We start from the raw sequence: 22,929 nt of genomic DNA, 5'->3' as shown, positions 1-22,929 counted from the left end.
TACTGAATTATAAATTATTGTTATTTTAAATTACTTTACTACCAATCGCTGTCCAATTGAAATGGTGTTGTCTACTAGATTATTTTTTTGTTTCAACTCCTCCACACGCAATTCGAATTTTCGCGAAATGGAATATAAAGTATCTCCCTTTTGAACTACATAAGAACCTAAATTACTACTCACAACTCTTTTAGTACTTACAGTTAAATCCTGAACAAGCTGTTTTTCATTAGGAACATAATTTGAATCTAAAGCCATATTATCATACTCATTCAAACCATAGCGTTCAATATACGAGATTAATTTATCTGGATATTTAGGATCAGTAGCATAACCTGCGGCTCTTAATCCGCGAGCCCAAGCTTTATAATCGCTTTTTGAAAGTGTGAAAAGTTTAGCATATCGGCTTCTTCCCGTAAGAAACAAAGCGTGATCTTTGAAAGATTCTGATGGATTATCATATTTTCTAAAACATTCCTGCGCTGCATCATCATCGTGTCTCACACTTTCGCCAGTCCAACCTGCGTGACATTTTATTCCAAAGTGATTATTTGATCTTGACGCTAAATCGCCTTTTCCAGCACCTGATTCTAAAATTCCCTGCGCTAAAATAATACTAGCGGGAATACCATAATTCTTCATATTGCTCATGGCAACATCCTTGAATTGATAAATATACAATCTAATAATATCAGTAGTTACGGTAGTCTTTGAGGTGGAAACAATCACTTCGGATTCATTGTTCTTTTTAGCTAAGCTTGAAGTACTCGATCTTGTACTGGTGGAATTTCTTGTACTATTCTTTTTAGAACTTCTGACGATTTCAGATTTTGGTTTTGAAGGTGCTTTTTTTGTAGTTACAATAACTGGTTTTGAAGCATTACAACCTATGAGTGTAAGTAGGACAAAAATAAGTAGGATTTTTTTACACATGAATTGCTATTGTTGGTAATTGTTTCTTTTTTAATTTAATATTCATTCCTTGAATTCCCTGGATTCCTCCAGTATGTATCAATAAAATTTTAGAGTTTGCCGGAAAATAGTTCTCACTAATCAAATCTATAACGCCAAAAACCATCTTTCCTGTATAAATAGGATCAAGAGGAATTTTAGTTTCAGCATAAAACTGATTAATAAATGCAATTAGCTCTTCACTTACTTTCCCGTAACCGCCAAAATGATAGTCTGTAATGAATTCCCAATTTTGATTTTCTACAAAATTACGAATTTCATCTTGCAAAAAATCACCTTTTAGCGATGGAAAACCTAAAACTTTTTGATGATCCAAAACACTATTGATAATACCTGATATGGTTCCACCAGTTCCTATAGCACAACAAATAAAGTCAAAATCAGCATCATTCTCAGTTAGAATTTCTTCACAACCTTTTATTGCTAATTCATTTGTTCCACCTTCTGGAATAAGATAAAAATCACCAAATTTCATTTTTAGTTTCTCTAAAAAATGATTTTCACCTTTTAGTCGATACTCCTCTCTACTTACAAATTCGAATTGCATTCCGCAGTTTTCAGCAAATTGCAAGGTTGGATTTTCTGAGATTTTATCTCTCAATTCATCCCCACGAATAATTCCTATCGTTTTAAATCCCTTGTCTTTTCCAGCATATGCCACTGCGGCAATATGATTTGAAAAAGCACCTCCAAAAGTTAATAATGTATCTTTATTCTGTGTTTTTGCTTCAAGCAAATTGTATTTAAGCTTCCTAAACTTATTTCCAGAAACAAAAGGATGAATCAAATCTTCTCTTTTGATGTACAGCGAAATACCGTTTGGTAATTCTAAATTTATATGTTGATTCAAGCTAATCATTATTTTGGCAAAGGTAAAATTTATAAACAACTAAAGCACAATCTTTGTCACTTGTGTATTATTTTATTAGACTTTTACCGTCAAATAATCTATGAATTTGAAAAATTTACGAGTTTTTAAGTATTTTAAATTGGATTCATTATCGTAAGCTTCACGTTCAAAACAAATATTTTTATAGGCTAAAAAGGCGTTTTTATATTGGAACAAACGAAAAACATATTCTATTGCGTACCAAATAAAAAAAGGAAAAATTAAAAGTTCCAATTGTTGGCGCAAGTGAATTTTTTCGTGATTTATAAAAAAAGAGTTCGCTTTATCGATCGAATGCTTTACAAATACAAACGGAAATACGGTTAATCCACTAAATCCCTTCGGAATTAAATATTTAGCAACAATCAGAAACATTAGCTATAAAATTTATAAATTTGTATGAACAAATTGGCTTTATTTGATGAAAAACTTAATTCTTGAAATTGGCTTATAATATTTTATAAAGCGAAATAATTACACAATACAACAACCTCAAACATGAATGACCAAAGTAGTGAAAATAAACTAACAGAGGGCGAAGATTTTTATTTCACGCCCGAAGGCTACAAATGCTTTACCGAAAAACACCATTTAAAAAGAGGATATTGCTGCAAAAACGGATGCCGCCATTGTCCGTACGGTTTTAATAAAAAAACGGGCAGTATCAATAAGTAGGTTTTGGGCGTGTTTGCCGCAGCAAAATGGGCTTTCACACTCGTTTTTTCTGTTCCGCTACGCAACACAAAATAGCGCTCAAACAATTGTTCAATCCCTTATGCAAACAAATAGCACAGAAAAAAATGACTTTCAAAGAACAAATACAACAAGGAATTCCATCGGTTTTACCACAACCTAAACCATACGACACGGCCATCAATCATGCTCCCAAGCGCAAAGAAATCCTTTCAGCTGACGAGAAAAAACTAGCACTTCGCAATGCCTTGCGTTATTTTGACTCAAAACATCATGCTGAATTAATGAAAGAATTTCTGAACGAATTAGAAACTTACGGTCGTATTTACATGTACCGTTTACGTCCTGATTACGAAATGCGAGCGCGACCTATTGATGAATATCCAGGAAAGGCAGAACAGGCAAAAGCGATCATGTTAATGATTCAAAACAATCTGGATTATGCTGTGGCGCAACATCCTCATGAATTGATTACTTATGGTGGTAATGGAGCCGTTTTCCAAAACTGGGCACAATATTTATTGACCATGCAATACTTAGCTGAAATGACAGATGAGCAAACATTGACCATGTATTCCGGACATCCTATGGGATTATTCCCTTCTCATAAGGAAGCACCAAGAGTTGTGGTAACTAACGGAATGGTAATTCCAAATTACTCTAAACCGGATGACTGGGAAAAAATGAATGCTTTAGGCGTTTCTCAATACGGACAAATGACAGCAGGAAGTTACATGTACATTGGTCCACAAGGAATTGTTCACGGTACAACCATAACTGTTTTAAACGGATTTAGAAAGATTAAAAAAACACCAAAAGGAGGTTTATTTGTAACTTCAGGATTGGGAGGCATGAGCGGCGCACAACCAAAAGCGGGTAATATCGCGGGTTGCATTACGGTTTGTGCAGAAGTCAATGCAAAAATAACTCATATTCGTCACAGTCAAGGATGGATAAATGAAGTCATTGAAAACATTGACGAATTAGTAAAAAGAGTCGCTTTGGCGAAAGCCAATCAAGAAACAGTGTCTATCGCTTATTTAGGAAACGTTGTCGATATTTGGGAAAAATTTGATCAAGAAAACATACATATTGATTTAGGAAGTGACCAAACATCACTTCACAATCCATGGGCAGGAGGTTATTACCCTATTGGTATTTCATTTGAAGAAGCTAATGAAATGATGGCCAACAATCCCGATTTATTCAAGGAAAAAGTCCAAGAAACATTGCGCAAACATACAGCTGCAATCAACAAACACACTGCGAAAGGAACTTATTTTTTTGATTATGGAAATGCTTTTTTATTAGAATCTTCACGTGCAGGTGCTGATGTAATGGCAGAAAATGGAATTGATTTCAAGTATCCAAGTTACGTACAAGACATTATGGGACCTATGTGTTTTGATTATGGTTTTGGTCCGTTCCGATGGGTTTGTGCTTCGGGAAAACCTCAAGATTTAGCAAAAACAGATACTATCGCCTGTCAAGTTTTAGAAGAAATGGCAAAAACTGCTCCACTTGAAATCCAGCAACAGATGCAAGATAATATCCAATGGATAAAAGGTGCGCAGGAAAACAAATTGGTCGTTGGATCACAAGCTAGAATACTTTATGCTGATGCAGAAGGTCGAGTAAAAATTGCAGAAGCTTTTAATCAGGCTATTGCCAAAGGCGAAATAGGAACCGTAGTTTTAGGCAGAGATCACCACGATGTTTCTGGAACCGATTCACCATACAGAGAAACTTCAAACATTTATGATGGATCTCGTTTCACTGCTGACATGGCCATACAAAACGTAATTGGAGACAGTTTTCGTGGCGCTACTTGGGTATCCATTCATAATGGTGGAGGCGTTGGCTGGGGCGAGGTAATTAATGGAGGATTTGGTATGGTTCTTGATGGTTCTAAAGAAGCTTCAAAGCGCTTAGCATCAATGCTTTTCTGGGATGTCAATAATGGGATTTCAAGAAGAAGTTGGGCAAGGAATGACGGAGCAATTTTCGCAATAAAAAGAGCTATGGAGACGCAACCTTTATTAAAAGTGACCCTCCCTACTATTGTAGCTGATGACTTATTGGATTTCTAGAATTTTGAATGTAACTTTAATAACCAAATAAATATATTATGAAAGCAATAAAACTCCTTCCCGTATTCCTTCTTTTAGTATTTGCTTCTTGCAGCTCTGTAAAAGTATATTCTGATTATGATAACAAAGTAGATTTTAGTCAATACAAAACGTATGCTTTTCACAAAAAAGGAATTGATAAAATCGAAATTTCTGAATTAGATAAGAAAAGAATCCTCTATGCTGTTGATGCGGAACTAAGCAAAAAAGGAATGACTAAAAGTGAAAACCCAGATTTACTAATCAACATTTTTACTAAAGAAAGAGAACGCATTGATGTAAACCAATATAATGCTGGATTTGGTTATGGTTGGGGCTATGGCTGGAATCCTTATTTATGGGGTGGTCGCAGCACTTCCGTAACTTCTTCAACTGAAGGAACTTTATACATCGATTTGATTGATGCTAAGAAAAAAGAATTAGTTTGGCAAGGTGAAGGCGTGGGTTATTTAACAAATAATCGCAATGAAAAAGAAAAAGTTATCAATGAGTTTGTGACTAAAATTTTAGAGCAATTCCCTCCGTCAAACGTAAAAAAATAATATTTTTTAGTCGAATTAATCAAATTATCTATACATTTGTCATTCAAACAAAAGAGAATGCCAAATTTATTTAACACCATTATCCTTATTATTATCATTATTATTCAACAATAATAACGGAGTGTTATATAAATTAGTAAAACAAATACATTTATCAAACCTCCTATTACGGGAGGTTTTTTTTTGACCAAAATCAAAGCTTCTAAAAAATTAATTATGAAGATATTCCAACAAGTAATCGCCGCTAAAAAACAACTGAACGGAGTTGTATCACCCACTCCATTAATACAAAGTCTAAATCTTTCAGAAGAATTTGATTCGAATATTTTATTAAAAAGAGAAGACCTGCAAGTCGTTCGTTCCTATAAAATAAGAGGTGCATACAACAAAATGAGCACTTTAACCAACGAAGAAAGAAACCAAGGAGTGATTTGTGCAAGTGCTGGAAATCACGCCCAGGGAGTTGCTTACTCTTGTAATTTACTGAAGATAAAGGGCAAAATTTACATGCCAAAAACTACGCCTAAGCAAAAAGTAAAACAAGTACAATTATTTGGAAAATCCTTTGTAGAAATTGCCTTAGTAGGAGATACATTTGATGATGCTTACGCAAAAGCAGCTGAAGACGCTGCAAAAAACAACATCATATTCGTTCATCCTTTTGATGATGTAAAAGTAATTGCAGGACAAGGAACAGTAGGTTTAGAAATCCTTGAATCATATAAAGAACCTATTGATTATGTTTTTGTAGCGATTGGCGGTGGCGGATTAGCAGCAGGATTATCAGAGGTTTTTAAAGAGCTGAGCCCAAACACTAAAATTATAGGAGTTGAACCTGAAGGAGCACCATCAATGAAAACCTCTATCGCTAACGGAATTAATACAGCTTTAGAAACTATTGACAAATTTGTTGATGGCGCTGCTGTAAAACAAGTAGGAAACATCACATTTGAAATATGCAAAGATAACCTCGACGACATTATTTTAGTTCCTGAAGGAAAAGTATGCACGACAATATTGCGATTATACAACGAGGAAGCTATGGTAGTTGAACCAGCTGGTGCGTTATCTATTGCCGCTTTGGACTTTTACAAAGATAAAATAAAAGGTAAAAACGTAGTTTGCATCGTAAGCGGTAGCAACAATGATATCGAAAGAACTGCCGAAATAAAAGAGCGTTCTTTATTGTACGAAGGATTGATGCACTATTTTATGATACAGTTTCCGCAACGTCCAGGCGCTTTGAAGGAATTTGTAAATGACATACTGGGACCAGAAGACGACATTACTTATTTTCAGTTTACCAAAAAGAACAGTAGAGAAGTAGGTCCAGCAATCGTAGGATTAGAATTAAAGAACAAAAACGACGTAATAGCAATCAAAACTAAAATGACAACTAAAGGATTCGAATATAAATACCTCAACGAGAGACAGGATTTGTTTAACCAATTAATTGGATAAAACAATTTCCCTTTCCCTAATAATGGCCTACCTTTGCGTAGGCTTTTTTTTAAACCCAAACATGACAACACTTACCGACATAAAAAACTTAGAAGACATCAAATTATTGGTTGATACCTTCTACTCTACCATACAGAAAGATGAATTTATTGGTCCAATTTTTAACGAAAAAATTGGCAATCGCTGGCCAGAACATTTAGAAAAAATGTATCGTTTTTGGCAAACTATTCTACTAGAAGTCCACTCGTATTCTGGCAGTCCATTTCCTCCTCACAAACAACTGCCTGTTGAAAAAGAACATTTTGACCGTTGGATGGAAATCTTCACAGCAATTACCGATAGTCTATTTCTAGGCCCAATTGCGGATGAAGCAAAATTACGCGCTAGAAATATGGCGGAAATGTTCAATTATAAAATTGATTATTTCCGTAATGCAGCAAAAAACAATCCACATCACTAAGTATTACTTCTAAAAAAGAACAATTGCCATGCGTAAACTTCTTATTGGTTTTTTCTCTATCACTATTTTTATTTCTTGTTCAAATTTAAAACAAGTAAGTCAAAACAATTCAACTCCGCAATTAAAATTCATCAATTCAATTGAAATACCATTCAATCAAGATTTCAAAAACACTAAAATTGGAGGACTTTCTGGAATTGATTACGATAAAAAAAATGATCTTTATTATATCATTTGCGATGAGAGATCACAAGAAAATCTTTCCCGATTTTACACTGCAAAGATTCTCTTAAATAACGACAGACTACAAGTGATCAATTTTCAAGACACCAATACGTTAAAAAACGAAGAAGGTAAAACTTTTGGTAGTTGGCTGACCACACCTGAAACTTCTGCAGATCCAGAAGACATTCGATACAACCCTAAAACAAATTCATTGATTTGGAGTAGCGAAGGTGCTCGAGTACTAACAGCTGAAAAGACCATTTTACAAAACCCTTCGATTACTTTTATGGATTTAAAAGGAAATTTTAAATCTCAATTAAAACTACCATCCAATCTAGAAATCCAGAAAGAAAAAAAAGGACCTAGAAATAATGGAACTCTTGAAGGAATTACTTTTGACAAAAATTATAAAACTTTATATACTAGCCTAGAGGAACCACTATTTGAAGACGGAGATCAAGCGACTACAAGCAAAGGTGGTCTAATTAGGCTGTATCAATTTAATGTAAAAACAAAAGAAAATACAGCGCAATACGGGTATCGATTAGATGCTGTTGCACATGAACCGAAACCTAAAGGTGCTTTTTCAGTAAATGGAGTTGCGGCAATTCAGTATTATAGCAAAAATCAACTGCTCGTACTGGAGCGCTCCTATTCTACAGGAACGCAAGCCTGTACTATAAAAGTGTTTTTATGTGATTTTAAAAAAGCGACTAATGTAAAAGATTACGGATCTTTACTGAATCAAAAAATAGAATTAGCCTCTAAGAAATTGATACTTAACATGGATGATTTAGGCATTTTTACGGATAATATTGAGGGATTGACTTTTGGTCCAAAATTAGCCAACGGAAATCGTTCCTTAATTTTTGTTTCTGATAATAATTTTTCAGCAATTCAAAAAACACAAGTGTTACTTTTTGAAGTAGAAGAATAGGAATCCGGATTTATATATTTTTGTAATTGAATTATCCTTTTCAACTAGAATCTGCAATACATTATTTACTAAAAGCAAATACTCAATTCTCCTAGCCCGGATAGCAGTGGAAAGCATTTTGCAAAAAAAACAATTTTTGTTGCCCTAAAAAAGCGACTGTAAGAAGCTCTTTATAGGGCTTACAAAAATGTTATTTTTTTGCGAAATCTTATAACGAATAGCTGGAAATAGCTCCTTAAAGTTGTACTTTTGACCAAAACTACAACGTTTTCGAGATGAGCACAACTATAGAAAGCAATCCGTTATTAGACCGATTGCCAAAGCACTTACGACAATTTATTAAGCCTCAAGATTATAGGGATTACACACCCATAAACCAAGCGGTGTGGCGTTATGTAATGCGCAAAAATGTGAATTACTTGTCAAAAGTAGCACACAGCTCCTATCTAGAAGGACTTAAAAAAACAGGAATTGAGGTAGACAATATTCCTAGTATGTATGGGATGAACCGAATTCTTACTGAAATTGGTTGGGCAGCTGTTGCTGTTGATGGATTTATTCCGCCGAATGCTTTCATGGAGTTTCAAGCTTATAACGTACTAGTTATTGCTTCGGACATTCGTCAACTTGAACATATAGAATACACGCCTGCACCAGATATTATTCACGAAGGTGCTGGTCACGCCCCTATAATTGCCAATCCGGAATATGCGGAATACCTGCGTCGTTTTGGAGAAATAGGTTGTAAAGCCATTTCCTCGCACAAAGATTACGAAATGTATGAAGCGATCCGACTCCTTTCTATTTTGAAAGAGGCAGAAGGAACTCCACAAGCCGATATTAACGCTGCCGAAAAAGCAGTGGAAGATTTACAGAATAATATGGGCGAATTGTCTGAAATGGCGCAAATTAGAAACTTACATTGGTGGACCGTTGAATATGGCTTAATTGGAACTGTTGAAAATCCAAAAATATTTGGCGCTGGTTTACTTTCGTCAATTGGTGAAAGTGCACATTGCATGACGGATAAAGTAAAGAAAATCTCTTATGATATATCAGCAGCGAATAAGGGTTTTGATATTACACAATTGCAACCTCAACTGTATGTAACTCCAGATTTTGCATATTTAAGTTTAATCCTTGAGGAGTTTGCTAATAAAATGGCATTGCGCACAGGAGGCTTATCGGGAATAAATAAATTGATACAATCAAATGCTTTAGGAACAATTGAACTGAGTACAGGAATTCAAATTTCGGGTATTTTCACTAATGTGATTGAAGCTGAAGGCAAGCCTGTATATATTCAAACTACGGGTAAAACTGCATTATCGTATAGAGAAAAAGAATTAGTAGGACACGGAACCATCAAGCATTTAGAAGGTTTTGGAAGCCCTATTGGGAAACTAAAAGGTATCAATCTTGCTATTGAAGACATGAGTCCAAGAGATCTAAGCGCCTATTCTATTACCGAAAATAAAACGGTGATATTAGATTTTGAAGGTGATATTACAGTAAAAGGAGAAATCATTACTGGCTCGAGAAATCTGCATGGCCAAATTATTTTAATCAGTTTTAAAAATTGTACTGTGACGCATGGTGAAACTATTTTATTTCAACCTGAATGGGGAATTTACGACATGGCAGTTGGTAAAAAAGTAGTATCCGCTTTTTCAGGTCCTGCTGATGCAAATAGTTTTGATTTGATTTCACATATTCCTTCAAGCAAAACTATCAAAGCAAAGCATACCGCAGAACGTGATGATTTAGAGGTACTTTATCAAACGGTACGAATGATTAGAGAATCAAAAGACATCAACACTTCTTTAGCTCCAATTTTAAAAAAACTGAAAGAAGAGCATCCTAATGATTGGTTATTGTCTGTTGAGATTGTGGAATTATTAAAAGATAGAAACGAACCACAACTTCTAAAAGAAGTGATGAATTATCTTGAAAGTTTAAAGCAAAGACGATCAGAAGTAGCGCACTTAATTACGGGTGGACTGAATTTAATTTAAAAATCTAGCAAAGATTTTCACAGATTAATTTAAAGAAATTAATTCTATTTAGAATAAACCGCAGATTCGCAAATTATTAGAATTATCTAGAACTTGCCAATCTGTGGTTTTCTTCGTAATTATAATTTGATTTGTTGTCCAAATTCTTTCTCGCTCTCAATCACTTTGCCTTCGTATTTCAAAGTCCAACCCAGATTGCTAGTAGTAATTAACAGTTTGGATAATTCGCTAATTAATCTATTTTGAGCATTAGTTTTCAAAGTTGAACTTTCTATTTTTTTAGCTAAATTAGCTTTAACTGACTTATTTATTTTATTGTAATCATCACCAGTAAACGGATTCAATTTACTTTGCTCTACATCATAAAATTTGATATCGGGATTAATTTTTATTTCTTCTTTCGGAATAAAAACAATCGTAATGGTTTTGTTTTTTTCATCGATATCGTATTTCATTTTATGCAAATCATACGCAACGGTTACATCAGCATTTACAACAACTAATGCTTTTTTCTCAAAAGAAAGCATGTTTAACAAATACTTCTCTTGGTTTTTATACGTAATCACTTCTGAGAAATGTCCTTCGGTAACAATTAGCTTTCCTACATTTAGAATTTGCTGTTGTATTAAACCAGCACCATCAATAGTTGTGGAATCATCTGATTTCTTGAATTCACAATATTTAAAGAGTAGGACAACTGTGATTATAACTCCAATAAAAATAAAAAATCTTTTTAACATAATTAAAATTTCATGAATGGATATTGCGTCTCCAATTTAGTTATTTTTTCATTCAATTTAGCAAGGAATTTCAAATGACTTTCCGATTTTGGATTAAATGGTCTATGAAACAAACCTTTCCGAATATTTTCTACCTCATCCATTGTTCCAAAAACAATATCGCAAACTGAAGTTTCTTTGAAACGTTTCCAAATATAATCAATAGCTACTTGATTGGGATGCAACATATCTTCGCCATAAAAACGATAATCACGTAGTTCATCCATCATGATTTCGTAGCTAGGAAAATAAGTAGTATTTAGTATAAAGTGTTTAGCTATTAAAACTTGATGAATTGCCGAAATTAAATTTGCTTTACTCCATTGATTTTCGAAAAAACCATCTTTGATATGGCGCACTGGAGATATCGTAAAAATAATAGTACACTTTGAGTTTATACTTTCAATTAATTGGATAGTATTCTCAATAGATTTTTGAATATTATCCGGTGATAAAATTGATTTTTCAAATTGCTTTTGAGGTACTTTATGACAATTAGCTACAATAGTTGCACTTTCTATATTTCTATAGACCCAAGCAGTTCCATAAGTAATTAGGATATGCGAAGCTTGCTTTAATACTACTTTAGTGGATTGGACGATCGTATTTAATGAAACTAATAATTCCTCTTTATCAGGATTGCTTAAATCCGAATGCACATCAAAACAATGCCAAAGTTCATTATGAAAAAAGATATCCTTTTCCGTAAATTGCTTTTCAGAAACTGCAAAATCAACAAGCTTCTCAATAGCTAAGGGATGAAATAAAATCCCAAACGGGTTACATAGATTCTTAAATTTATAATAGTCCAGTTTCTCTGCCATATTAACCGCAAAACAAGAACCAAGAGAAACAATCATAGAATTGTAATCAATAGGAATATAACTTTTATTAATAGGAATTTGGGTTCTGAACTGCATGGTAATATTGTTTACTGCAAATTTGAATAATTTTAATCAATTAAAAGACGTTTAATACTTTTTTGATTATGTAATGAAATCATAAAATAAAAAATCCTCTCAATATTTAACTATTAAGAGGATGGTTGAGTAATTTATAGTAATAAATTAGTTAATAGAAATACTGTATTTTGACATATCCAGAATTAAAAATAGTCGGTTCACAGACTTGCTCTTTTGGATAACCGTCTGAATCGTAAGTAAAGGAATTTTTATACATTTTAGCAGATGAAATTATTTGGTCATCTTTATCAATACTTGTATTTTCTGTGATTATCAAACTATTGTTTGTTGAGATAGCCTGATTACAATCTAATAATTTCTTATACCCAGCTATATTAAATAAAGGATTTTTTTTTGAATCGTAATCGAAATTCAGACTGTATTTCGAAACAGTTCCTGTTGCTGTATTATCCAGAATACGTTCGTCTTTGATGAGATTTTCATTCTCAAAAAACAGAATTCCATGAAATTCCTTTACTTCTTGATCTTCCGATACAATTTTCGTTTTTTGATATGAAATCGTATTATCTGAATTATATATATAATTTATTTTATACTTATTTAGCGACTCAGCACGTATTAGTTCACCCGCATTATAAGTGTATTCAACAGTTTCAACTAATGAACTCTCTTTATCAGTAGTAACTTTTTTTACTATCAAACCATCGGAATATGTAAAATCAACATGAGTATTTGCATCATCAATACTTCCAATTTCATCAGCAACATAAGTAAATACAGTTGTTACTGAAGTTCCATTTGAAGCAGTCGAAATTGTCTTTTTTAACAATTTTACATTAGAAGCAGTATCAGTTGAACAGGAGCAAAAAGCAAACAAACACATTGTCAAAATTGAATATAAAAATTTTTCTTTTCTCATAGGTACTAAATAAATTTGGAGGTGTTTTATTTGTCCATTTCGGCACAAAAAACGCAAAATTGAATCAATTATACGACAACTACAATGTTAATCGCTGTACTCCATTAATCTCGGATAAACGACCGCTTTTATAAACTTATCTTGAACTTTGACTTTTAAACCATAATAAATTGGCATCAACGAGAAGCCCTTTTAAAATCAAGTTCTAAAAGGGCTTTTACTATAAAAATAAGTGTAATTTATTTCACAAAATCAATTGCTTTTTCTAGCGCTTCTGGAATACCGTTTACATTCTTTCCTCCTGCTGTTGCAAAGAAAGGCTGACCGCCACCGCCGCCTTGGATAAATTTACCCAATTCTCGAACCACTTGGCCTGCATTTAGACTTTTTTGTACAACTAATTCTTTAGAAATATAACAAGTAAGCATTGGTTTCTCGTCATCAGCTGTAGCTAAAACTAGGAATAGATTATTACCTAAGTTTCCTAATTCATAAGCCAAATCCTTTGCGCCTTCTGGATTCAAATCTACTATTTTAGCTAGGAACTGAACACCATTGATTTCTTGAATTTCAGCAACTAGGTTTTCTTTCATTGCTTTAACCTTGTCTTTCATCAAGGCTTCAATTTGCTTCGCTAGTTTATTATTTTCTTCTTGCATCGAATGAACCGCTTTCAAAATATCTTGTGGATTTTTCAAAGCTACTTTCACTTCATTCAATGTGTTTTCTTGCGTAGCATAAAATGCTTTTACTGCATCACTTGTAATTGCTTCAATACGGCGAATTCCTGCGGCAACTGCTCCTTCAGAAACCAATTTGAAATGCCATATTTCAGCAGTATTTTTTACGTGAATTCCACCGCACAATTCCATGCTTTCGCCAAATTTAATTGCACGAACATGATCGCCATATTTCTCACCAAATAAAGCCATTGCTCCTTCTTCTACTGCTTGTGCAAAAGGAATATTTCTTCTTTCAATTAATGGCAATTGCTCTTGGATTCTAGCATTAACAAAATCTTCCACTTGTTGCAATTCTGTATCAGTCATTTTAGCAAAATGCGAAAAGTCAAAACGCAAATAGTTTGGATTTACCAAAGAACCTTTTTGTTCCACATGCGTTCCTAGAATACTTCTTAAAGCTTGGTGCATTAAGTGTGTAGCCGAGTGATTTCTAGAAGTTAAAGTCCTTAATTCTGTGTTTACTTTAGCCACAAAACTAGCTTCAATATTCTCTGGAAGTTGTTTTGTAAAATGTAGGATTAAGTTATTTTCTTTTTTAGTATCAATGATTTCAATAGTTTCATTTGCCGAAACTAATGTTCCTTTGTCACCTACTTGCCCTCCACCTTCTGGATAAAATGGCGTATTATCTAAAACTATTTGATATAAAACACCATCTTTTTTACTATCAACTTTACGAATTCTAGTAATTTTTATTTCGTTTTCGATTTGATCATAGCCAACGAATGTTTCTACATTTCCGGGAATTAAAACAGACCAATCTTCGGTTGAAACTTCTGATGCAGCACGAGAACGTGCTTTTTGAGCTTGCATTGAAGCATCAAATTCACCTTCATTGAAAGACATTACTTTTTCTTTCAAAATTAAAGCTGTTAAATCTTTTGGAAAACCAAAAGTATCATACAATTCAAATGCTTTAGCTCCTGAAACCTCAGTTCCTGTCGTTTTAGAAACTACATTATCTAATAATTGTAACCCTTGATCTAATGTTCTCAAGAATGAAGCTTCCTCCTCACGAATCACATTAGTAACAAAAGTTTCTTGCAATTTGATTTCCGGAAAAAATTCTCCCATTTGATTTGCTAAAACAGCAACTAATTGATTTATAAAAGGCTCTTTTGTATCTAAAAATGTAAATCCGTAACGAATAGCACGACGCAATATTCTTCTGATTACATATCCAGCACCAGTATTAGAGGGTAATTGTCCGTCAGCAATTGCAAATGCAACTGCACGTACGTGATCTACAATTACACGAATGGCAATATTTGTTTTATTCTGAGATTCTGACACATTAACAACTTCATTTGAAGTGTATTTTGCTCCTGTAATTTGACTTACTTTCTCAATAAGAGGTGTAAAAACATCAGTATCGTAATTAGAAGTCACTCCTTGCAATGCCATACACAAACGCTCAAATCCCATTCCGGTATCAACATGTTTGGCAGGTAATTTTTCTAAAGAACCATCGGCTTTACGGTTGAATTCCATAAATACGTTGTTCCAAATTTCCACCACTTGTGGATGGTCATTATTGACTAAACTTTTTCCTGAAACTAGTGCTTTTTCTTCAGCAGTACGTAAATCAACATGAATTTCTGAACAAGGACCACAAGGACCTTGATCACCCATTTCCCAGAAATTATCTTTTTTATTTCCAAGAATGATTCGGTCTTCAGAAATTAATTCTTTCCAAATATCCCAAGCTTCTTGATCAAAAGGCACATTTTCTTCTTCGCTTCCTTCAAAAACAGAAACATATAGGTTTTCTTTTGGTATTTTATACACTTCTGTCAAAAGTTGCCAAGCCCAGTTAATTGCCTCTTTTTTGAAATAATCTCCAAAAGACCAGTTCCCTAGCATTTCAAACATCGTATGATGATAGGTATCAAAACCTACATCTTCTAAGTCATTGTGTTTTCCTGAAACACGAAGACATTTTTGAGTATCGGCAATTCTATTACTTTTTGGCGTGGCGTTCCCCAAAAAATATTCTTTAAATTGTGCCATTCCTGAGTTGTTGAACATCAGCGTTGGATCATCTTTAAGAACGATGGGTGCTGAAGGAACAATTAAATGTCCTTGTGATGCGAAAAAATCCAGAAATTGTTTACGTACGTCTTGTGATTTCATATTTTTAGTTAGAAAATTAGTCAATATGATAATTAGAAAATGTGAAAATTCGGAAATTTCGTAATTATCTAATTATCTAATTTGTTTTGCCCCAGATAGAAGTGGAAAGCTTTGCTGATTTAAAATTTATTTTTCCTTGAGATTGCAGAGCGACTGGAGGAAGCTCCTGCTGGCTCATTAGAAAAAAAATATTTTAAACAGCGAACTTGCAACGGATAGCTGGATTAGGCACATTACTTTTTTTATTATTGAAAAAAGGACATTACAAATGAAACATTTATTAAATTTGTTCGTCTAACCTTTTTACAGTGTGCAAAAATAGGGTATTTTAAAATATGTCGAAAGTAAAATATTATTACGATTCTGAAAATCTAGCCTATAGAAAAATAAAAACACGAAAAAGAAAAAAATTCGGTGTTGCGGTGCTATTTTTAGTAGCTTCGGCATTGTTTGGTTTTTTAAGCTTTATCATTTTATTGAACACTCCTTATTTTGAAACGCCAAAAGATAGGCTTCAAGCACGAGAAATTGAAAATTTGAAGTTGAATTATGCTATTTTGAACAAGAAATTAGATCAGGCAAACAGCGTTGTTGACGCGATTGAAGAGCGAGATAATAATGTGTATCGCGCTTATTTTAATAAAAAATCTATACCAGATTCGATAAGAAACATTGGTTTACCTGGCGTAAATAGATACAAAAAGTTAGAAGGATATAATAATTCGCAGTTGGTGATGAGCACCACAAAAAGAATTGATGTGCTAAACAAAGAATTAGAGATTCAGTCGAAATCATTAGATGACATTTTGAAATTAGCTGAAGCAAAAAGTGATTTTTTATCAGCCATTCCTGCCATTCAGCCGGTACGAAATGAGAATTTAAAAAATTTAGCATCCGGTTTTGGATATCGAACGGATCCTTTTACTAAAGTAAAAAAAATGCATGAAGGAATGGATTTCTCAGCAAAGACTGGAACTCCCGTTTATGCAACAGGTGATGGAATCATTGAAAGAGCAGACAATAATGCTTCTGGATATGGAAATCATATTGTTATTCGGCATGGGTTTGGATACGAAACATTGTATGCCCATTTAAGCAAGTACAATGCTAAAGCTGGACAGAAAGTAAATCGTGGTGACATCATAGGATATGTAGGTAGTACTGGTCGGTCTGAAGCTCCTCATTTACATTATGAGGTTCATAAAAATGGAAAAGTAGTCAATCCGCTTAATTTTTATTACGGAAATATATCAGCTGTGGAGTATGTCGCTATCGCGCATCTCGCAAATCAAGAAAATCAATCGCTCGATTAATGTTTTAGGATAATTAAAGAGCAGAAAAATTATAAAGTACAACAAACATGCATATCGAACTTTCAAAAGATAAAAGATATTATAGTATAGGTGAGGTAGCAAAAGCATTTAATGTAAATGCTTCGCTGATTCGTTTTTGGGACAATGAATTTGATATTTTAAAACCAAAAAAGAACGCGAAGGGTAACAGAATGTTTACTCCTGAGGATATTACAAATTTACAATTGATTTATCATCTTGTAAAAGAAAGAGGTTTTACGCTGGAAGGCGCAAAAACACATTTGAAAGAAGGCCAAAAGAAAACTTTAGATAAATTTGATATTATTAGAAAGTTAGAAACTATAAAAACGCAGTTAACAAATATTAAAAACGAACTTTAGAATTACATTAAATAAAAATAAATAATAAACACTAAATTAAATAAACATGAAAAGATTTTTGCCTTGGATTATTGGAGCAGTAGTAATTTTTGGAATTTACAGCTTTGTTAAGGGAATTAACAATACAGCAGTAACATTAAATCAAACCGTAGAACAATCTTGGGGTGACGTGCAAACGGCTTACCAGAGAAGAAATGACCTTATTGGGAATTTAGTAAATACCGTAAAAGGTGCTGCTGAATTTGAAAAAGGAACTTTGACTGCTGTAATTGAAGCACGTGCCAAAGCGACACAAGTAACAGTTGACCCGGCTAATATTACACCAGAACAATTAGCAGAATTCAACAAAGCGCAAAGCGGCGTAAGCAGTTCACTGTCTCGTTTATTAGTAACTGTTGAGCAATATCCTGATTTGAAAGCCAATGCTAATTTCTTGAAATTACAAGACGAGTTAGCAAGCACAGAAAATCAAATTTTGACAGCAAGAACACGTTTTAACGAAGCTGTTAAACCTTACAACACTCATATTAAAACTTTCCCAAACACCTTATTTGCAGGCATGTTTGGATTTAAAGAAAAAGCTTATTTCAATGCTGTTGAAGGTGCTGATAAGCCAGTTGAAGTAAAATTCTAAATAACTATTTCAGATTTTTGATTAACGATTTTTGATTTCACCTATTATTTTTGAAATCAAAAATCGTTAGTCTTCATTCATAAATTTTTCCCATGTCAAAAGTAGAAGATTTTTTAACCAAAGAAGAAGAACAGCAAATCGTCGCAGCCATTTGTATGGCTGAAAAAAATACTTCTGGCGAGATAAGAGTTCATTTAGAAAAAACAACATCTCTTGATCCTTATGATCGCGCATTGGAAGTTTTTCATGAACTAAAAATGGACGAAACTGAACTTCAAAATGGGGTTTTGATCTATGTCGCAGTGAAAGATCGCAATTTTGTAATTTGTGGAGACAAAGGCATCAATGATCTTGTTACTTATGAATTCTGGAACTCTACAAGAGACGTTATTGTTTCACATTTTAAAAATGGTAATTTCAAACAAGGACTTATTGATGGAATCACTAAAGCGGGAGAGCAATTAAAAAAGTACTTCCCTTATTTAGAGGGCGATACGAATGAATTATCTAACGAAATATCAAAAGGATAAATGTTACTACATAAAAAGAATGCCTTAATCTTCTTAAAGTTATTTGTTTGTTTATTACTTACACAGATTAGCTTTGCACAATTTACAATTCCCGAAAAACCTAGCTTACAGACTTCGGTTTACGATTACGCTAATGTGCTAAGTGCAACAGAGAAGGCGCAATTAGAGGAAAAACTAATCAAATATTCAGATTCGACTACCACTCAAATTGTCGTAATAACAATTGAAAGTCTAAAAGGAGACGACGTGAGTCAAGTTGCAACCAGATGGGGGCAAACTTGGGGAATTGGCGGAACTGAGAAAGATGACAATGGAGTTATTGTATTATTGGCTAAAGCCGAAAAAAAAATAGCGATAAATCCAGGCTACGGATTAGAAGATCGACTTACAGCAGGTCTTGGTGGTGAAATTATAAGAAATATTATCATCCCTGAGTTTAAGGCTGGGAGTTTTTACAAAGGACTAGACAAAGGAACCGATGCACTAATTGATGTCTTTAAAGGGAAATATAAAGGTGAACGAAAAAAAGCAAAACAAAAAAATGATTTTCCAGTTCTTCCGTTCATAATTATTATCGTCGTTATATTGGTGTTACTATCAAGAAATAAAGGCGGTGGTGGTAATTCTGGAAATAGTGGTGGTGGCGGTCCAAGCTTATTGGATGTGATCATTTTGAGCAACCTTGGTCGAAGTGGCGGAGGTGGTTTCGGTGGAAGTTCCTCTGGCGGTGGATTTGGCGGAGGTGGCTTCGGTGGAGGATTTGGCGGCGGAGGTTTCTCTGGTGGCGGATCTAGCGGAGGCTGGTAACCAATGATTTTCAAAAAAAATGATCTAAGAGCTGCAAATTTGCAGCTCTTTTTTTATTCATAAATCAAAGTTTTTCTTGCTCAAACAGTTTCTCATAAACTTAGTCACTAATATTACAAAAAAAAGTCACTCCTTTGTCAAACTAACATAGCTATACCAAGATTAACAACTATGTTTATAATAGGACAAATATTAGTGTTATTTATGGTCTATAAAGTCCTGAAAAATCATTATTCTAGCACTAAAACATTTAAAGACTGGTATGAAAACCATCCCAAAAATACGCTAGAGGAAGAGCAATAATTAGTAATTTTTATTATTCTTTAAAGCAATTCTAAATACTATTTCAAATTTATAATCGCTGTAGACTTCTTCAGTGGTGTTACTACTTTTTAATGCTGTACTATAGTGACGCTCATAAACAAACTGGTAGGAACTAGTATATATTATTAAGTAATTGTCATATTTTTGGAACTCACTGTCAATTATTTAGAATAATAAATTTCACCTTATCATAATTACTCAATAATACAGGATAAAGAAATTGAAACTTTTAACAAGAATAGAGTATCATTCTTATACTATAAAATTCCAGCGTTTATCAAGCTAAAATAAGGATAATTATAAATCTTTTCGAAATAAAAATATGCATAAAATCAAATCTATAATCATCTGCTGCTTACTATCAAGCTCCATTTTTTCGCAGCAAAAACCTAATGTCGTTCTAATCTATGTTGATGATTTAGGTTATGGAGACCTAAGTTGCTATGGCGCTACCAAAATCAGTACGCCAAATATTGACAAACTAGCAAAACAAGGAATTCGGTTCACCAATGCACATGCAACCTCAGCAACTTGTACGCCTTCTCGTTTTGCGCTGATGACCGGAATTTATGCTTGGCGAAAAGCCGGAACTGGAATCTTACTTGGCGATGCAGCGCTAATTGTTCCAACAGACAAAACCACCTTACCTTCCCTATTTCAAAAAGCGGGATACCAAACTGGGATAGTTGGAAAATGGCATTTGGGATTAGGTGATCAACTCGAAAAAGAATGGAATGGTGAACTAAAACCTGGCCCTAATGAAGTAGGTTTTGACTATTCTTTTATTTTTCCAGCAACTGCAGATCGTGTACCAAGCGTTTTTGTTGAGAACCATAAAGTTGTTGCTTTAGATTCCAGCGATCCTATTCAGGTGGATTATTATAAAAAAGTGGGTAATGATCCAACTGGAAAAGAAAATCCAGAACTATTAAAAATGCGCTCTTCACTCAATCATGGTCATAACAACACAATCGTAAATGGAATTGGTCGCATTGGCTACATGAGCGGTGGCAACAAAGCTAGATGGACAGATGAAGAAATGCCTTTGACTTTTTTGGCGAAAGCCAAAGAATTTATTGAAAATAATAAAAAACAACCTTTCTTTCTCTATTACACCTTAACAGAGCCGCATGTTCCTAGAATGCCTTCAACTATGTTTAAAGGAAAAAGTAATCTGGGATATCGCGGCGATGCTATCTTACAAATGGACTGGACGGTAGGGGAAATCATGAAACAACTGGAAAGTTTAGGCATAGCCAAAAACACTATGATTATTTTCAGCAGTGATAATGGACCAGTACTCGATGACGGTTATGAAGATGAAGCAGTTTCAAAGTTAAACGGTCATACTCCTGCTGGTGTTTTACGCGGTGGAAAATACAGCACTTTCGAAGGTGGAACAAGAGTTCCATTGATTGTAAGTTGGCCTTCAAAAACGAAACCAGCAGTTTCTGACGCAATGGTTAGCCAAATTGATTTTATGTCCTCTTTTTCCAAAATGCTAAATATAAAACCTAAGGATATTGAAATCACTGACAGTGAAGATATGCTAAACGTGTTGTTAGGCAAATCAACCAAAGGAAGAACTGTACTTGTTGAACAAGGAATCAACTCTTTAGCAATTAGAAAAGATCATTGGAAATATATCGAGCCAAATAAAGGCCCAACAATAAATGTATTAACCAATACTGAATTAGGAAATAATCCTTTACCGCAATTGTATGATTTACAAAATGATCTTGGAGAAAAAAATAATCTTGCGGCACAAAAGCCAGAAATCACGAATGAATTGGCAAGCTTATTGCAAAAAATAAAAGCTCAAAAAGACTAAAGATTAATTATTTTTGTAAATAAATTAAAAGCTAAACATTTCAAATTTTTCTAATTTAAGAAAACTGGATAATAAAACATAATATGAAATATCAAACGATTATCCTTGTAATATTGATTTCGCTAAGTGCCTGTGGCAAAAAAGAAGAAAACAAAACCGCAATGGGCTCAGCTGAAACTATGAGTTGTGAATCCTCTCTTCCATCAAGGTTTTCAGCACCCAATAATTCGGATTCAATAGCTTTATCAACAACAGTTTCCTATGACGGAATGGTACAAATTCCTGCTGGTGAATTTCTGATGGGCGCCTCTGATGATGAAGGCAGACAAGATGAGTACCCGCAACATAAGGTAAAATTAAATAGCTTTTGGATGGATGCCACCGAAGTGACAAACGCTCAGTTTGAAAAATTTGTAAAAGCAACTGGATATGTTACCACCGCTGAGATAAAACCAGATTGGGAAGAAATAAAAAAACAATTGCCTGCAGGAACTCCAAGACCTGATGAGACTCTATTAGTAGCCTCTTCATTAGTTTTTACTCCTACAAAAACAGCCGTCGATTTGAATGACGCTTCAAAATGGTGGAAATGGACAACAGATGCAAGTTGGAAACATCCAGAAGGTCCTAAAAGTAGCATTAAAGGAAGAGAAAATTATCCTGTAGTGCATATTTCTTGGGATGATGCTAATGCTTACGCAAAATGGGCAGGTAAAAGATTACCAACAGAAGCGGAATGGGAATTTGCTTCAAGAGGCGGATTGAACGATCAAAAATATTCTTGGGGAAATGAAGATCCAGAAAGAGGAAAACCAAAAGCAAATATATGGCAAGGAAAATTCCCCTATCTTAATACAAATCAAGACAAATTCGTTGGAGCCGCTCCAGTAAAATCATTTGCACCTAATAAATACGGATTATATGATATGGCAGGAAATGTTTGGGAATGGTGTAGCGATTGGTACACTCCTGAATATTACAAAGAATTGTATAGCAGCACGACAAACAATCCAAAGGGACCCTCTAAAAGTTATGATCCAATGGAACCAACTGTTCCTAAAAGAGTGGTTAGAGGAGGTTCTTTTTTATGTAATGCTTCTTACTGCAAAGGATATCGAGTAACAGCAAGAATGAAATCATCTCCTGATACAGGTTTAAATCATACCGGTTTTAGATGCGTGGCAGACATTAAATAAAAAGTGTCAAATTAAAATAATCTGTAATATTATGACTTATAAGTTTTTACATATTTAGAAACCATTATTGTTTGTTTTAATTTTATATTTGTGT

22 protein-coding genes are annotated in these 22,929 nt (G+C 33.9%); 15 read left to right on the top strand and 7 right to left on the bottom strand.

Annotated features, from left to right (window positions below):
• Positions 1 to 30: 30 nt before the first annotated feature.
• From LNP27_RS07000 to LNP27_RS06990, 3 genes are all read right to left on the bottom strand, one after another.
• Entirely contained in the window at positions 31 to 933 is a 903-nt protein-coding gene (locus LNP27_RS07000) for a glucosaminidase domain-containing protein (protein ID WP_229943883.1), read from the bottom strand.
• On the bottom strand, positions 926 to 1,831 hold the full coding sequence (locus tag LNP27_RS06995) for a 1-aminocyclopropane-1-carboxylate deaminase/D-cysteine desulfhydrase (protein ID WP_229943882.1): 906 nt from the start codon (positions 1,829 to 1,831) through the stop codon (positions 926 to 928). Before LNP27_RS06995 ends, LNP27_RS07000 begins: the two co-directional genes overlap by 8 nt.
• Before the next feature lie 66 nt (positions 1,832 to 1,897).
• On the bottom strand, positions 1,898 to 2,236 hold the full coding sequence (locus LNP27_RS06990) for a hypothetical protein (protein ID WP_229943881.1): 339 nt from the start codon (positions 2,234 to 2,236) through the stop codon (positions 1,898 to 1,900).
• Between the two features lie 123 nt (positions 2,237 to 2,359).
• On the opposite strand from LNP27_RS06990, the gene LNP27_RS06985 reads away from it, so the two are divergent.
• The 7 genes from LNP27_RS06985 to LNP27_RS06955 all read left to right on the top strand — a co-directional run bounded on the left by LNP27_RS06985 (position 2,360) and on the right by LNP27_RS06955 (position 10,323).
• Positions 2,360 to 2,536, top strand: a complete 177-nt coding sequence (locus tag LNP27_RS06985) for a C1orf53 family protein (RefSeq protein WP_229943880.1) — start codon at positions 2,360 to 2,362, stop codon at positions 2,534 to 2,536.
• Between the two features lie 125 nt (positions 2,537 to 2,661).
• Positions 2,662 to 4,644, top strand: a complete 1,983-nt coding sequence (gene hutU / locus LNP27_RS06980; protein WP_229943879.1) for a urocanate hydratase — start codon at positions 2,662 to 2,664, stop codon at positions 4,642 to 4,644.
• Between the two features lie 38 nt (positions 4,645 to 4,682).
• A complete protein-coding gene (locus LNP27_RS06975) occupies positions 4,683 to 5,225 on the top strand; it encodes a DUF4136 domain-containing protein (protein ID WP_229943878.1) in 543 nt (180 codons plus the stop codon).
• A gap of 216 nt (positions 5,226 to 5,441) precedes the next feature.
• Positions 5,442 to 6,686, top strand: coding sequence for a threonine ammonia-lyase IlvA (gene ilvA / locus LNP27_RS06970; protein ID WP_229943877.1), 1,245 nt, complete (start codon positions 5,442 to 5,444; stop codon positions 6,684 to 6,686).
• Between the two features lie 61 nt (positions 6,687 to 6,747).
• Positions 6,748 to 7,146, top strand: a complete 399-nt coding sequence (locus LNP27_RS06965) for a group III truncated hemoglobin (RefSeq protein ID WP_229943876.1) — start codon at positions 6,748 to 6,750, stop codon at positions 7,144 to 7,146.
• A gap of 28 nt (positions 7,147 to 7,174) precedes the next feature.
• Entirely contained in the window at positions 7,175 to 8,308 is a 1,134-nt protein-coding gene (locus tag LNP27_RS06960; protein WP_229943875.1) for an esterase-like activity of phytase family protein, read from the top strand.
• A gap of 275 nt (positions 8,309 to 8,583) precedes the next feature.
• Positions 8,584 to 10,323 carry an aromatic amino acid hydroxylase gene (locus LNP27_RS06955; RefSeq protein WP_229943874.1) on the top strand — a complete coding sequence of 580 codons (1,740 nt, stop codon included), beginning with the start codon at positions 8,584 to 8,586 and terminating at the stop codon, positions 10,321 to 10,323.
• A gap of 119 nt (positions 10,324 to 10,442) precedes the next feature.
• On the opposite strand, the gene LNP27_RS06950 is transcribed toward LNP27_RS06955, so the two are convergent.
• The 4 genes from LNP27_RS06950 to alaS all read right to left on the bottom strand — a co-directional run bounded on the left by LNP27_RS06950 (position 10,443) and on the right by alaS (position 15,820).
• Positions 10,443 to 11,063 carry a DUF4230 domain-containing protein gene (locus LNP27_RS06950; protein ID WP_229943873.1) on the bottom strand — a complete coding sequence of 207 codons (621 nt, stop codon included), beginning with the start codon at positions 11,061 to 11,063 and terminating at the stop codon, positions 10,443 to 10,445.
• Positions 11,064 to 11,065: 2 nt separating this feature from the next.
• On the bottom strand, positions 11,066 to 12,022 hold the full coding sequence (locus tag LNP27_RS06945; protein WP_229943872.1) for a GSCFA domain-containing protein: 957 nt from the start codon (positions 12,020 to 12,022) through the stop codon (positions 11,066 to 11,068).
• Positions 12,023 to 12,173: 151 nt separating this feature from the next.
• Complete coding sequence (locus LNP27_RS06940; RefSeq protein WP_229943871.1) at positions 12,174 to 12,944, bottom strand: hypothetical protein; 771 nt, start codon at positions 12,942 to 12,944, stop codon at positions 12,174 to 12,176.
• 239 nt (positions 12,945 to 13,183) lie between these two features.
• Positions 13,184 to 15,820 carry an alanine--tRNA ligase gene (gene alaS / locus LNP27_RS06935; protein WP_229943870.1) on the bottom strand — a complete coding sequence of 879 codons (2,637 nt, stop codon included), beginning with the start codon at positions 15,818 to 15,820 and terminating at the stop codon, positions 13,184 to 13,186.
• 335 nt (positions 15,821 to 16,155) lie between these two features.
• Between alaS and LNP27_RS06930 the strand changes: the two genes are divergently transcribed.
• The 8 genes from LNP27_RS06930 to LNP27_RS06900 all read left to right on the top strand — a co-directional run bounded on the left by LNP27_RS06930 (position 16,156) and on the right by LNP27_RS06900 (position 22,835).
• Positions 16,156 to 17,133 carry a M23 family metallopeptidase gene (locus LNP27_RS06930; RefSeq protein WP_229943869.1) on the top strand — a complete coding sequence of 326 codons (978 nt, stop codon included), beginning with the start codon at positions 16,156 to 16,158 and terminating at the stop codon, positions 17,131 to 17,133.
• Between the two features lie 47 nt (positions 17,134 to 17,180).
• Complete coding sequence (locus LNP27_RS06925; protein ID WP_229943868.1) at positions 17,181 to 17,513, top strand: MerR family transcriptional regulator; 333 nt, start codon at positions 17,181 to 17,183, stop codon at positions 17,511 to 17,513.
• A gap of 46 nt (positions 17,514 to 17,559) precedes the next feature.
• Positions 17,560 to 18,147, top strand: coding sequence for a LemA family protein (locus tag LNP27_RS06920; protein WP_229943867.1), 588 nt, complete (start codon positions 17,560 to 17,562; stop codon positions 18,145 to 18,147).
• Positions 18,148 to 18,239: 92 nt separating this feature from the next.
• Positions 18,240 to 18,677: a TPM domain-containing protein gene (locus LNP27_RS06915; RefSeq protein ID WP_229943866.1), complete on the top strand. Its 438-nt coding sequence runs from the start codon at positions 18,240 to 18,242 to the stop codon at positions 18,675 to 18,677.
• Entirely contained in the window at positions 18,678 to 19,484 is an 807-nt protein-coding gene (locus LNP27_RS06910; protein ID WP_229943865.1) for a TPM domain-containing protein, read from the top strand.
• Positions 19,485 to 19,655: 171 nt separating this feature from the next.
• Positions 19,656 to 19,787: a hypothetical protein gene (locus LNP27_RS15235; RefSeq protein ID WP_255673719.1), complete on the top strand. Its 132-nt coding sequence runs from the start codon at positions 19,656 to 19,658 to the stop codon at positions 19,785 to 19,787.
• A gap of 343 nt (positions 19,788 to 20,130) precedes the next feature.
• The gene (locus LNP27_RS06905) at positions 20,131 to 21,639 is read left to right on the top strand and encodes a sulfatase family protein (protein ID WP_229943864.1); all 1,509 of its coding nucleotides are present in this window, start codon (positions 20,131 to 20,133) and stop codon (positions 21,637 to 21,639) included.
• An 83-nt stretch (positions 21,640 to 21,722) separates the two neighbouring features.
• Positions 21,723 to 22,835: a formylglycine-generating enzyme family protein gene (locus LNP27_RS06900; RefSeq protein ID WP_229943863.1), complete on the top strand. Its 1,113-nt coding sequence runs from the start codon at positions 21,723 to 21,725 to the stop codon at positions 22,833 to 22,835.
• Positions 22,836 to 22,929: the final 94 nt, after the last annotated feature.

The sequence above is a fragment of the Flavobacterium galactosidilyticum genome, from assembly GCF_020911945.1.
GTDB lineage: Bacteria > Bacteroidota > Bacteroidia > Flavobacteriales > Flavobacteriaceae > Flavobacterium > Flavobacterium galactosidilyticum.
Note: the sequence above shows the minus strand (reverse complement) of the source record. Positions and strands in the feature narration are given on the sequence as shown.